10 protein-coding genes are annotated in these 13,070 nt (G+C 65.1%); 7 read left to right on the top strand and 3 right to left on the bottom strand.

The window, feature by feature from the left end:
- The first annotated feature begins 749 nt into the window (after nucleotides 1–749).
- A complete protein-coding gene (locus tag VJT49_RS09415) occupies nucleotides 750–4,616 on the top strand; it encodes a Pls/PosA family non-ribosomal peptide synthetase (protein ID WP_324164356.1) in 3,867 nt (1,288 codons plus the stop codon).
- Nucleotides 4,617–4,870: 254 nt separating this feature from the next.
- Here VJT49_RS09415 and VJT49_RS09410 read toward each other — a convergent pair whose 3' ends face one another.
- The 3 genes from VJT49_RS09410 to VJT49_RS09400 all read right to left on the bottom strand — a co-directional run bounded on the left by VJT49_RS09410 (nucleotide 4,871) and on the right by VJT49_RS09400 (nucleotide 6,593).
- Nucleotides 4,871–5,533 (bottom strand): ABC transporter substrate-binding protein, encoded by a 663-nt coding sequence (locus VJT49_RS09410; RefSeq protein WP_324164355.1) that lies wholly within the window; start codon nucleotides 5,531–5,533, stop codon nucleotides 4,871–4,873.
- A 96-nt stretch (nucleotides 5,534–5,629) separates the two neighbouring features.
- On the bottom strand, nucleotides 5,630–5,983 hold the full coding sequence (locus tag VJT49_RS09405) for a hypothetical protein (protein ID WP_324164353.1): 354 nt from the start codon (nucleotides 5,981–5,983) through the stop codon (nucleotides 5,630–5,632).
- Nucleotides 5,984–6,338: 355 nt separating this feature from the next.
- Nucleotides 6,339–6,593, bottom strand: coding sequence for a hypothetical protein (locus tag VJT49_RS09400; RefSeq protein ID WP_324164352.1), 255 nt, complete (start codon nucleotides 6,591–6,593; stop codon nucleotides 6,339–6,341).
- Between the two features lie 839 nt (nucleotides 6,594–7,432).
- Between VJT49_RS09400 and VJT49_RS09395 the strand changes: the two genes are divergently transcribed.
- From VJT49_RS09395 to VJT49_RS09370, 6 genes are all read left to right on the top strand, one after another.
- Complete coding sequence (locus tag VJT49_RS09395; protein ID WP_324164351.1) at nucleotides 7,433–7,801, top strand: hypothetical protein; 369 nt, start codon at nucleotides 7,433–7,435, stop codon at nucleotides 7,799–7,801.
- A gap of 275 nt (nucleotides 7,802–8,076) precedes the next feature.
- Complete coding sequence (locus VJT49_RS09390) at nucleotides 8,077–9,027, top strand: radical SAM protein (RefSeq protein WP_324164350.1); 951 nt, start codon at nucleotides 8,077–8,079, stop codon at nucleotides 9,025–9,027.
- 19 nt (nucleotides 9,028–9,046) lie between these two features.
- A complete protein-coding gene (locus tag VJT49_RS09385) occupies nucleotides 9,047–9,628 on the top strand; it encodes a CYTH domain-containing protein (RefSeq protein ID WP_324164349.1) in 582 nt (193 codons plus the stop codon).
- Nucleotides 9,625–11,034 carry a toll/interleukin-1 receptor domain-containing protein gene (locus VJT49_RS09380; RefSeq protein WP_324164348.1) on the top strand — a complete coding sequence of 470 codons (1,410 nt, stop codon included), beginning with the start codon at nucleotides 9,625–9,627 and terminating at the stop codon, nucleotides 11,032–11,034. The genes VJT49_RS09385 and VJT49_RS09380 overlap by 4 nt, the downstream gene beginning before the upstream one ends.
- A gap of 84 nt (nucleotides 11,035–11,118) precedes the next feature.
- Entirely contained in the window at nucleotides 11,119–12,168 is a 1,050-nt protein-coding gene (locus tag VJT49_RS09375) for a thiamine-phosphate kinase (RefSeq protein WP_324164347.1), read from the top strand.
- Nucleotides 12,165–12,647, top strand: coding sequence for a cytidine deaminase (locus VJT49_RS09370; RefSeq protein WP_324164346.1), 483 nt, complete (start codon nucleotides 12,165–12,167; stop codon nucleotides 12,645–12,647). The genes VJT49_RS09375 and VJT49_RS09370 overlap by 4 nt, the downstream gene beginning before the upstream one ends.
- Nucleotides 12,648–13,070: the final 423 nt, after the last annotated feature.

Genomic DNA, 13,070 nt, shown 5'->3' with positions numbered 1-13,070 from the left:
GGCGCACGACCCCGACCAGTAAACGCATGATGCCCAAACCGTCCACGAGGGCTGCTTGAGCCGTGTGCCGCGACGAGTGGCACGCACGGTTCTGAGGGGGGACCGCCGCAGCAATGCGACGGTCCTACCCGACAACAAAAGTCACTACGTGCGCGATACCACCTGGCATGAAGACGCACACCAAGCCTATACCGGAAGCGGGCCACAAGTCATGGCAACACTGCGAAATGCGGCCGCTTCGCTGCTTCGACTGAACGGCTTCAACGCAATCAAGAAAACCACCGAGTGGATCGGCCGGGACCGGAATCGGGCACTATCACTGCTAGCTACCTAGAGCGACAGCCAGCTACGCACAGCGAACTTGGCGTAGCCCTGGATCATCTCCACGGCCGTCCCGCTCGATGAGTGGCCTCGCCAGTCTCGCAACAACACCGAAAACGGACTTATGCAATCATTTCCCAAACTTGACGGAGTCCAGTGGTGGTAATTGGCCTCCTTGTAAATTCGGGTTAGTTCACCCGATGGTTGGACACCCAAAATTGCACAGCTTGATTACAGGTTATACGGCTAGCGTCGGCTTCGACGGAAGAAAACAGCTCCACCGGGATCTCACGGAAGTTGGAGTCTTTTCGATGAGTCTTTCCGCTCGAAACGCTGGATATCGCGCGCCCGAAGTCGATCACATGCCCGCTGGTGAACAGGCGGTGTGTCGCACGGTCGCCGGCGCGCCGCCACGAACGCTGGTTGATGTGCTGAAGGACTCGGTATCGGCGTGGCCGGAGGCGGCCGCGATCGATGACGGCACCATTGTGTGGACTTATTCGCGACTGGATCGCGAGGTGGTCCGGCTGGCCGGGCGGCTGCGTGCGCAGGGCGTCGGGGCCGGGGATCGTGTCGGTGTCCGGCTGCCCTCTGGTTGCGCGCCGCTGTACCTGGCGATTCTTGCCGTGCTGGCCGCTGGGGCTGCGTATGTGCCGGTCGACGCCGACGATCCCGACGAACGTGCCGAGCTGGTCTGGGAGCAGGCCGGGGTGTGCCTGGTGCTGCGGCCGCGCCCGGCGAGGGGCGAGTCTGCCGAGCCGATCGAGATCGTGCCGCGGCCGCAGTGCCCGCCGGGCGGCCGGATCGGGCGGGCGGGCCTGGACGATGACGCCTGGATCATCTTCACGTCGGGGTCCACTGGCACCCCGAAGGGAGTGGCGATCACCCACCGCAGCGCGGCGGCCTTCGTCGACGCCGAGGCCCGGCTGTTCCTGCCGGACGCTCCGCTGGGGCCCGGTGACCGGGTGCTGGCCGGGCTGTCGGTGGCCTTCGACGCCTCCTGTGAGGAGATGTGGCTGGCCTGGCGGAACGGTGCCTGTCTGGTGCCGGCGCCGCGCTCGCTGGTGCGGGCCGGTGCCGAACTGGGACCGTGGCTGCGAGAGCGGGTGATCACCGTCGTGTCCACGGTGCCGACCCTGGCCTCGCTGTGGCCGGCGGGCATGCTGGACCGGGTGCGGCTGCTGATCCTGGGTGGGGAGGCCTGCCCACCGGAGGTCGTGCGGCGCTTCGCACGCGACGGCCGCGAAGTGTGGAACACCTACGGCCCCACCGAGACCACGGTGGTGGCCTGCGCCGCCCGGCTGTACGACGGGGAGCCGGTGCGCATCGGGCTACCGCTGGAGGGCTGGTCGCTGGCCGTGGTCGCGCCGTCCGGGCAGCCGGTGCGCTGGGGTGAGGTCGGCGAGCTGCTGATCGGCGGCGTTGGCCTGGGTCGTTACCTGGACCCGGAGCGCGAGGCCGAGAAGTTCGTTTCCCTGCCCGCACTGGGCTGGGGCCGCGCTTACCGCAGCGGCGACCTGGTGCGGGCAAACCCCGAGGGCCTGGAGTTCGTCGGCCGAGCCGACAACCAGGTAAAAATCGGTGGCCGGCGAATCGAACTGGGTGAGATCGACGCCGCGCTGCTGGCGCTACCGTCGGTCGCCGCGGCCACCACCGTGCTTCGGCGCACCACTGGCGGGCTTGATGTGCTGGTCGCCTATCTGGTCTCGAACTGCGGGGATCCGGCCCAGTTCGACCACGCCGCAGCCACCGGCCGCTTGCGCGAGCACCTGCCGTCCGCACTGGTGCCCCGCCTGGTCGCGCTGCCCGAGTTCCCCCTCACCCGCTCCGGCAAGGTCGACCGCGCCGCACTGCCCTGGCCCCCACCGCAGCAACCACCCGGCGAATCCGCAGCACGGGCCATGACCGACGAGACGACGCGGTGGCTGTGTGATCGATGGGAGGACCTGCTGGGCGTGCCGGCCGCACCGGACGACGACTTCTTCGCGCTCGGCGGCACGAGTGTGGCCGCGGCACGCCTGGTGTCTCTGCTGCGGGAGCGATTTCCCGAGATCTCGGTGGCTGATTTCTACCGCAACCCGACCCCCGCTGCTTTGCGCGCCCATGTGACCAACGTGCCCGCTTCACGCCGCCGGCCCGACGCCGGGACATTACCGGCCCCCCGTGCCGAGCCGAGCGGGACCGTCCGCACGCCGTGGTGGACCGGCTGGGTGCAGACCGCCGTCCAACTCGGTCTACTGACCGTCCCCGGCCTGCGCTGGGTGCTGGCTCTCGCGCTGGCCGGCACGGTGTGGTCGTTGTTCACCGACGAGTCGCTGCTGCCGGTGCTGCCCTGGTGGGTGCTCATCCCGGCCGGCCTGCTGCTGCTCACCACGCCCGGCCGGATGCTGATCACCACAGCCGGCATACGGATACTGCGCGGCCGGATGCGACCGGGGCACTACCGGCGCGGCGGGCTCACCCACCTACGGTTGTGGGCAGTGGATCGGCTGGCCGTGGTGGCCGGGCTCGGCTCGATCGTGGGCACCCCATTGGCCGCCACCTACGCGCGGCTGATCGGTTGCCGGGTGGGTAAGGATGTCGAGTTGCACGCGCTGCCACCGGTCACCGGGCTCGCCGAGTTCGGCGCCGGGTGCTCGGTAGAACCCGAGGCCGACCTGGCTGGCTGGTGGCTGGACGGCGGCAGGCTGCACATCGGCAAGATCGCCGTCGGTGCCCGGGCCCGCGTCGGTAGCCGCGCGGTGCTGCTACCCGGCACTCGGATCGGCGCGGACGCCCAGGTTCTGCCCGGTGCGTGCGTGGGCACGACAGTTCCGGCCAGGGCGTGCTGGGGTGGCTCACCGGCCGGGCCGGTGGACAATCCGGACAGCTTCGACCTGCCCACCCCGGCGGCCCGCTCGGGGCGCTGGCGGCTGGCCTACCGGCTGGGCTCGGCGATCAACGGACTGCTGTTCGCGCTGGCCGCGGTTCCCGCCGCGGTGCTTGCCTTCCAGGTGCTGCCTCGGGACGCGACCCTGCGCGCGGAGTGGCTGGCCCTGGCCGGCTGGATGCCGTTGCTGGTGGTGCTGGAACTAGCCGGCTATGCCATGCTGCTGGCCGCCGTGGTGCGGCTGGCCGGCAGAACGCTGCGTCCAGGCATCCACCCCGTGCACGGGCTGACCGGATGGTCGGCGTGGCTGGTCCACCGGCTGGTCGACAACGCCCGCCGCACGCTGTTTCCCCTCTACGCCGGCCTGATCACGCCGGTGTGGTTGCGGCTGCTCGGGGCTCGGATCGGGCGAAGAAGCGAACTGTCCACTGTGGTTTCGCTGCCAGCGTTGCTGCGGGTCGGCGACGGCGCGTTCCTCGCCGACGACGTGCTCGCCGCGCCCTACGAACTGCGCGACGGCTGGCTGCGGCTCGGTGTGGCCGCCGTCGGGAACCGCGCCTTCGTCGGCAACTCCGGCATCGTCGGACCCGGCCGGACCGTCACCGACGGGGCACTGATCGGAGTGCTGTCCACCACCCCCGCCGACGTGCCAGTTGGCAGCTCCTGGCTCGGCCGTCCAGCTCTGCGGCTACCCCGGGTGCCGGAAGGCGGCGAGGCGGCCCGCACGTTCGACCCGCCACGGCGGCTCGTGGCCATGCGCGCGGCGGTCGAGCTGACCCGGCTGGCGCCGCCGCTGCTCGGTGGGCTACTCGTGGCCGCCGTGAGCGAGGCGATCCTGTTGCTGTGGAACGTTGCCGGCCCGTTGCCGGCCACCCTGCTCGCCGGGCCGGTGCTCTACCTCGCCGGCTGGCTGGCCGCCGGTATCACCACGGCCGCCAAACGGCTGCTGATGCGCAGGATCACCCCGGCTCAACATCCCCTGTGGAGCGGGTTCGTCTGGCGCAACGAGCTGTACGCCACCTTTGTCGGAGTACTCGCCGAACCCTGGTTCGTGCCCAGCGCGATCGGCACCCCGGCACTGACCCGGTGGCTCCGCAGCCTCGGCGCCCGCATCGGCCGCGGCACGTGGTGCGAAACCCAGTGGCTCCCCGAACCCGACCTCGTGCACATTGGCGCGAACGCCACCGTCAACCGGGGCTGCGTGCTCCAGACCCACCTGTTCCACGACCGCGTGATGCGCCTGAACCGGGTACAGCTGGACCAAGGCGCCACCCTCGGCCCGCACAGCATCACACTCCCCGCAAGCAGCGTCGGCCACTACGCGAGCGTGGCGGCAGGCTCCCTGGTGATGGCCGCCGAAACCGTCCCCGCCAACACCCGCTGGCGCGGTAACCCCATCACCCCGGACGCCACTGCCACCCCTTGACTTCCCTTGACCCTCAATCGCTGTGAAGGCGCCCTTCGACCAGCCAAAGCCTCAAAGACGCCGCGAAACGCAGGGGCCGCGTACCGGTGGTCGATGCGCGGCCCCTGCCTTGTTTCTCCCTTATTTGTCGGTTTCGTTGGCCTTGGTGGCGAAGTCGTTGGTGTAGGTCTTGGACAGGTCGATGGTGTGGCCCTTGACGTCGGGGTTGACGGCGGACAGGACGTTGAGCACGGTCTGGGGGCCGTCGGCGGGGATCAGTCCGTCGGCGGTGTAGATGCCTTTTTCACTCTGGAGTGCGGCGATGTAGGCGGGCTTGCCGACCCCTTGTAGTAGTCGGGCGGCATCTGGTCGGCGATCTGCTCGGCGGTATGGGCGTTGATCCAGTGCATGGTTTTGACGAAGGCGTTGACGAGTTTTTGCAGGGTGTCGGCGTGTTTGGTGGCGTAGTCGGTGGACAGGTAGAGCGAGGACGCCGGGTAGACGCCACCGAGGGCGGCGCGGGCGCCGTCGGCGGTGCGCATGTCGAGCAGGATCTTGGCCTGGCCGGAGTTGAGCAGCGCGGAGACGGTGGGTTCGGTGGTCATGCCGCAGTCGATGTTCTTGTGCTGCATGGCGGCGATGAAGGTATTGCCGGCCTGCACGCCGCTTTCGCGGATCTGGTCGACCTGCACGCCGTTGCGTACGGCGAGGTAACGGGTGAGGAAGTCGGTGGAGGAGCCGATGTCGGTGACGCCGAGGCCGCGGCCCTTCCAGTCGGCTGGTGACTTGATCTGATCGGCCACGTCGGTCCGGCACAGTTCGACCTCGCCGGGCACCTGGAGCAGTTGTGTGACGGCCTCGGTGGATTTGCCCTTGCCCTGCAGGTCGATGTTGTGGTCGTGGAAGCCGACCACGCCGTCGATCTTGCCGGCGTCCACGTACAGGGTTATTCAGGGGTTTTTTTTGAAATAGTTCCCACTCGGCGTGTCGAAGTGAGCGGCGGCCCGTTTACTGAGAATATTGGGTTACCATACTCAAGTATCACAGCCGCCTGACATGATCAGGGCATGCAACTGCTGGTGGGCGGCGGTGATCGCGGCGGCGTAGTCGGCCTCGGCGAAGCTGCGGCGCTCACCTTTGCGGCCCCGGTGGATGCGCACCTGGTAGAACGGGTGCCGCCGTTGCCCGGGCTTGTAGCAGGTCAGTCCGGCGATCGATACCCGACCCGACCCCTTTCCTGACACCGTGACCACGGGTGTGTGTCCGCCGCCTGACCAGGTGCGGGCCTTCGGCGGACGCAGGTTCTGCCCGGCCTCGTCCTCAAAGACGATCCACGCTTCGGTCGACGCCGCTAGCCTCGTACCTTCGCCCAGGTCAGGGTGCGCCACGCGGTGATCTTGTCCTCGTCACGCTCCACCGCCCGGTGCGCGGGGCACCTGCGGGGTCCAGCCCATGGCCACCTGTGGGGGCGTGCTGCCGTGGTCAAACATCGCTGCGGCCTGCAAGCGGACCTGTTCTCGGCGGGCCCGTCCCGACGCGGTCAGGCCGCCACCATCCGAGTACCTCACGATCTTGGTGTAGACCTACCGGGCGTGAAGATCACGTCGACACGCCGCACATGATTAAGCTTGCCCAAAAGACCCCAGCACTTCAATCTCTGCAGCTGGGGGAGGAGGAGTGGTGCTCCTCGCCCCCGGCTCCGTCACGGAGGGAGACGGCTGACGGAGCCGGGAGTGATGAGGGTCATGGGCGGAGTGCAACCGAGTCTTGTTCGGCGTAGTGCTTGCGAAGCAGACGCTTGATGCTGCTTTCGGAGATGCCGTACTGCTCGGCGAGCTTCCACTTCGGGGTGCCATGCTCGAACGCATCAATCAGGAGACGAATTTCGGCCGCGCTCAGCCGGTCCACAACTCGACGCGGTTGACCGCTTCGGGCGGTCGACTGAACCGAGTGATCGGCGGAACTGTCCCCGTCTTGCGCTCGCTCGATCTGCTGCACCGCCCACCAGGGCGTCTGCCGGGTCCGGCCGTCTCGAGTAAGCGGTAATAAGGTCCACAGTTTTCAAGATCGCCCCGGCGCTGCGGTTTCCGCAGGTCGGGCGTCTTTTAGGTATACCGGAGTTTTGTCCATTGTGGACTATTGTTAAGTTACCGCCCAGTAACTGGGGCAAAACTGAGGCAGCCGGTGACCCCGTTTGATATGGGATCAACCAAAACTGCCCCATAACCATTCACCCGGCTGGGCGTTCTTTGGCGATCTTTGGGCCCGGGGCTGGGATTCGCGCAGCGAGGGGCACAGGCACCGATCGGCGCAACCGGTCTGGTGGGGTGCTGTATCGGGCGCTGGCGCCGGGTTCCGTCAGGGGTGCCCGATTTGCGGCTGGGTGGCGTCGCCGTACGCTGACAGGGCTGGCAAAGTTTGTTGCTTTGTGTCTCGCGTCACTATACTCATGTAAGTAGCTGGTGGGTGAGTACCGGTTGGCAGGGTGGTACCGGCGGATGAGCAGCCATCGAAGCATGGCGCGCTCGATGTGCCGAGCCCGAAGCTCGAACTCCAGATGCAGTCTGATGAGGAAGGCAACTCCTGGTGACCTGGGGTCGTAGCCGGAAGACCGGCAGGCGTTGGCGGCGCGATCGCGTGGGCGGTCATGGACGCGGGTCTGGCGACATGGTCTTGGCGGTCCGGTTCCTGGTGCACCGACTGGAGGGCTCCGGACGGAACCGCGGCCCAGTCTGCCGCGGTCGATTACCGATGACGAGGTCGAGCAGGTGGTCACGAAGAGGCTGGAAGCCGCCGACAGGAGCTGCACTCGTCGACCCGGGCAATGGCGCGGACGAATGGGGCATGGCGAAGTCGACCATCTCACGAATCCGGCGGCCGTCCGGATTGAAACCGCACGCGATCGAGACCTCGAGTATCTGTCGACCGATCCCCAATTTGCCGCAAAGGTCCGTGACGGGGTCGGCCCCAACCCGGCCGCGCCAGAGAACGCGTTGGTGCTCGAGGTGGACGAGAATCCCAGATACAGGCGATCGACTGGACCGTCCCGATCCTGCCAATCAGGCCATACTGGCGCGCATGACCCACGGCTGCTCCGCCACGGCACCACCAGCCTGTTCGCCACCACCATCGGCTCCGCGATCGCCCAGCACCACCGCCAGCGCCATCGCTATCGCTATCAGAATTCCTGCGGTCTTGGAGACTGATCGACGAGGCGGAGCCGAAAGTCTGGACCTGCACCTAGCTAGTGCTCGACAAGTACGCCACCGACAAGACTCCGCAGGTGAAACAGTGTCCGATCCGCTATCCGCGATTGCAGTTGCACGTCACGTCGACCTGCAGTTCATGGCTGAGCTGGTGGGACGCTAGTTCGCCGAACTCATCAACAAGAACTCCATGTCTTGGCCGAAACCTGTATCCGCGAACCGGGTTCGCCCTACACTAGTGGCCGGACGGACGAGTCAAGACTGGAGCCAACCCGATGTCGAGCAAGGTAAAGTCAGGAACCGACCTGCTTGCCATTCGTATTCTGATGACCGAGGAGTGCAATCTGTCGTGCGTGTTCTGTCACAACGAAGGTCAACAGGGTCTGACTCGGGTATCCGATCTCGACGCGGCAAAGCTACGAACGCTGTTACGCGCCGGATCCACGAGAAGCTTGCGGCAGATCAAGTTCTCCGGCGGAGAACCCACGTTGCATCCCGACTTGATCGACTTCGTCGGGTTCAGTGTTAGTTCCGGCTACGACACGGTGATCATCTCCAATGGAGTAAACCGCGCGGAGCTTGAATCCGGCGCGGCGCTGGGTGCCAGGATTTGTATAAACGTCCCGTCCGTGGCGCCTAAGGTCTACCGCAGCTTGACCGGAGGCGATCTGGAAAAGGTGGTAGAAACACTCGAATCCCTCCGTCGGATCCGCGCCGAGGTGGCAATCAACAGTTACTCGCCGATGGTCCCGAATGTCGAGCATATCGATCGGCTGTTAGCCTTCGCCAAGACGTACCGGTGCTCGCTTAAGCTGCTTCTGCCCTGTCAGGTATTGACGGCGGAGAAACAAGTCAGGGCGCATCGAGACTACCGTTCAGCTCTCACCAGCCTCAATTGTTCACTCAAGACGGAAACGGCCTACGACAGCAGTTGGGTGACTGCAGACTCTGTGCGGGTGCGTATAGTGAAACCGTGGTGTCCCGAAACCTGTCGATCGGTAACACGTTACTATCGCAGTGCACGCCTCACTCCGCGCCTAGAACTCAGGCCCTGTTTCGGAAACTCCGCGCTCGGACTCCCGCTGGACTTCAGTTCGACCGAGGCGTGTGGGGCCAGTCTCGACCGCGCGTTATCGCTCGTGAGCGGCTCATGTGGGGACGACATTAGTATCAGAGTGCGGCACCGCCGCTCTCGCGACACCAGTGACCGGAAAAATGCACATTGAGCGAGAACGACGTTTTCGATTGTCCGACGACGTCTACCGACGGATATTGACGGCGTTCGGTTGGAGTCATCCCGTCGAGCAGCGGGACGTCATGCTCGGCCCGGATGGTCCGGCGAGTATGACCACCGTGGGCTGGGTGGTACGGCTCCGCATTGAGGAGGGAGATTGCAGGATGCAGTACAAAGGAAAGCTCTCGAATGAGGCCGAGCACCTCGAGGCGGAGGTCGGCGTCGATTCGGTTCATGGCGCAGCGGAACTGTTGTCGCTGATGGGACTACGTCTGGGACTGGTGATCAAGCGGGCGAGGCGAAGTGTGGACGTGGCAGGGGCACGGCTGGCGCTCGATGACGTAACCACACTGGGACGGTTCCTGGAGATCGAAGCGATCGGGGGACAGGACCTCGACCCGACGGCGGATCTTGTCCAACAGTTCGGCCTGTCCGAGGAATGCGGGCCCTATGGCGACCTGATCCTTAAGGGCATCGAGGTCTCGGGGGAGTGGGCTAAACGGTATGCCCGCGAGAAAGCTGAGGTCCTCGCAGACCTGGGGTTAGAGCTTGTGTTCCCCGCCAAGGACAGGACCTGGCCGTCCCCGTCATGACGGCCACCGAACTTCTGGGTGTGGACCCAATCGAAGTCCTGCTCGAGATGCTCGAACAGGCGAAGCTCGACGTGCTCTTCGAAGCTCAGCACATGGGCAGGAAGGAGCCGTCCGCCGCGACCGCGGGAACTCTGCTTTACGTCGCCGGCGCTCTGCGCGGCATTGCGGACGAGGACCTCGAGGAGTACTTCCACGAACTGGCTTCCCTGCTGAACGACCAGGGAACGATTGACATACCCGCCAGGTACCGGATCACCGTAGAGACGAATTGGTCCGACGGGTGGTGCCTAGCGGCGATGCTGCAACGGCCGCACCTGGTTGAGGGCGAAGTCATCGAGCGCCTGGCCGCCTCCTTCTTCGACAGACAGGACAACTCCGGGGGCTGGGGCCTCCGGCCGGATCGCCCTGGTCGCCCGCATCCGCTTTTTTGCCTGCCTGCAGCCCTGTCGATACGTACGCTTAGCAGACACGATTCTTTCGGAGGCCGGATCGTCAAGGCCGCCCGCCGTAGACTGATATCCTACCTGCGCCAGCCCGCCGCAGAGCCTCATCTGGTGCAGGTTCTTCGCGAGGTCGAGCTCGCTTTGGTGGGTGCGCCCTCCGGAGCAAACACTGTTGAGAAGCTGCACGGCCGGATTTGGCGGGGTGGGGAGCTGCGGATGGACTCGGTCTGGCTAGGCAGAGAGGACCAGCCACTCTGGTACACCACGATCGACCGCTCCCTGATGACCCTGGCGACCCGGCATCTCTGGCCAGTGTTGGATCCGGTCAACGTCCAACTAGCGAGCGAGGTGCTCGACGGGTTCGACGCCAATCGGGGCGGCTGGCTGAACAATCCGACCGACACCAGCATCTGCACCTGGCGAACTGCTGAAGCAGTGCTGGCCGTCCAGCGGCTGCACCGGGATCTGGAAAGCGCGAATCTGACGTATCAGGAATGGAAATCCCGCAAAAGCGTTTCCGCTGCGCTGCGGGTGACAGATGGCTTCGACGTCGGTATCTCGTTCTCTTCACAGCAGCGGGACATCGCGGCCAGAATTAGAAAGAAACTACGCGAGGCTGGGCTGACCGTCTTCTATGATGAGGATTACCAGCATGAGTTACTCGGCGCGGACCTGAACTTGTACCTTCACGACACCTACATCAGACGGTGCAGGTACGCGGTGGCGATTCTTTCGGCGGACTTCGTCCAGTCCAAGTGGAGCGGAAGGCTAGAATGGCGGGCCATACTAGCCCGGTTGCAGGACGCTCGAGGGGATTTTCTGCTGCCCTACTTCGTGGACGACGTCGAGGTGCCCGGCCTGAGTCCCTCCATCGGTTACATTCGAAGCGATACTCACACCCCGGAAGAGTTCGCTGACGTAGTGTTCCGAAAGCTGCTGTCGCAGCAGCCACGGTCATACTAGTCCGAGTGATTCCATCAAACACAGTGAGAGGGATGTCATCCAGTGGTAGGTGCGGGAGCTATCCAGGACGATCGTGCCCAGCTTGTGACGGACCTGGGTGAGTACCGGGTTCACGGGCTCCTAGAAGAGTTGCTGAATGGCGACGGCGCCCGCACGGTCGGCGACGACTGTGCGGTTTACGATATGGGTGGCGGCAAGGCGCTGCTGCTCAATATCGACAAGCTGGCATCCAATGTCGAAAGCTATAACAGAGCGAGGCTGTGCGTGGCGCAGACGCTGTCCGACATCATCTGCATGGGCGGGGATCCCGAGAGCTTCTTGGTGTCGCTGACTTTACCCCGAGATACGACGGTCGAGGCCTTGAAGAGCCTGACGACCGGCTTGCAGAACGAACTTGCTCGGTACGATACCCGGCTGATTGGCGGGGATACCAAGGAGGGGCCGGCCTTCCACATGGTTGGTTTCGCGATGGGCCAAGTGCGCTCCGAGTGCATGGTTCGTCGCACCGGCGCCGCCGCCGGGATGCTGGTCGGCGTCACCTCGACGGCAGGCAGGCAGTGGGGCATGAGATGGGCCAACGCGATCATCCGTGAGCTGCGACTGTCCGTACCTGCGAGCCTCACCGAGTTGTGCGCTGAGGCTGACCACGTGATCAATCTGCCGCGTGCGGAGTCGCGGGCAGCGATCGGTACCGGGCACGTGCGGGCGGGGCTCGACCTGTCTGACGGCATCGGAGGCGGCTTGCGTATCCTATCGCACGCTTCGAACGTGCGGATAGCGGTCGATCGGCCCGCACTGGCGGGACTCATCGACTCTCGGCTGGCCCCCGTGGCCGACGCGTTGGAGCTTCCGTTGGAGGCGCTCGCGCTCTCGCCGGGGTACAACTGGGAGAACATGTATGTTGTCGAGGAAGCTGGTGCGGCGGAAGTGGCCCGGGCCGTCGATTCGGCTGGTGGCCTTTTCTCCGTCATCGGCCGGGTGGAGTCTGGAAGGGGCATCGAAATCGGAGGCGTTGAGATCGAGCGATCCCGTGTTCCGGCTGACGAGAAGTTCGCTAAAGAATACAGCTGGGAGAACAGGTTTTTGGCATGGCGACAGAACTGTCGCGATCTTCTTCTAGGGAGTGACGGGTGACACTTGTGCCGTACAAGAAGCCGGACGACTTGACGCCCGACGACCTGAAACTGCTGCACGCGGCTCGTGACGTTGCCTACAACGCGTTCAATCCCGTGTCCGGGTTCCTGGTTGGCGCGGCGGTGCGGGACCGCGCGGGACGGACCTTCATCGGGACGTTCCTCGAGTCCTCGGCCCTGCCGTTAAGCGTCTGTGCGGAGCCGGCGGCGCTGCTGGCCGCGTTCTCCGCCGGAAGCCGCGACCTAACGACCATCGCGGTGGTGGGCGGAGACCCCAACGCGGTGGGACCCACGATTCCGATCACGCCTTGCGGCGGATGCAGGCAGCGCATCTATGACACGACGGGCGGAGCGGCGGCCGACGTCCGGGTGCTGTGCTCGAATCTAGTCCTGGATAAGGTGCTCGATGTCACTATCACCGACCTGCTACCGCTCCCGTTCGACGCGTCCGTGCTTCCTGCGGCCACTTGGAAAGCTTGAGAACGGCCGCGTTGTAATCGGCAAGGCCGGTGGCTATCGGCCCCGGGCCGAGTTCAAGACCCTGATCGCGAAGGGGCATGCCAGGAGGGAACCGCACGACGTCTTTCAGTGCCAGGCGGCATCGACCCTGGTATGCTCCGGCACCACCGGTCCAGGAAGGCGTGAGCTCCCCTGCGGAAGGGCGCTGACTCTCGGGTTCTGGTGAGCCACCCAACGTGGCACGACCAGGCCAGCCGACGTAAGTGAATCCCCTGTAACTCGCCGACCTGCCGCTTTCGAGGGTCTAGATGATTGATTCCGTGAAGATCATGTGAAGGGGGCCGGTGTGGTCGGCGGGGAGGAGGGTGTTCAAGATCAAACTGTGACGAAAGATCTCGACACCCTCCTGACCGCACTTTACGTGCTGATCGACGACCATGTCGT

Origin of the sequence: Amycolatopsis sp. (genome assembly GCF_035276945.1) — a bacterium.
GTDB lineage: Bacteria > Actinomycetota > Actinomycetes > Mycobacteriales > Pseudonocardiaceae > Amycolatopsis_E.
The sequence above is the reverse complement of the archived record's forward strand: the minus strand, read 5'-3'. Positions and strand labels throughout refer to the sequence as shown.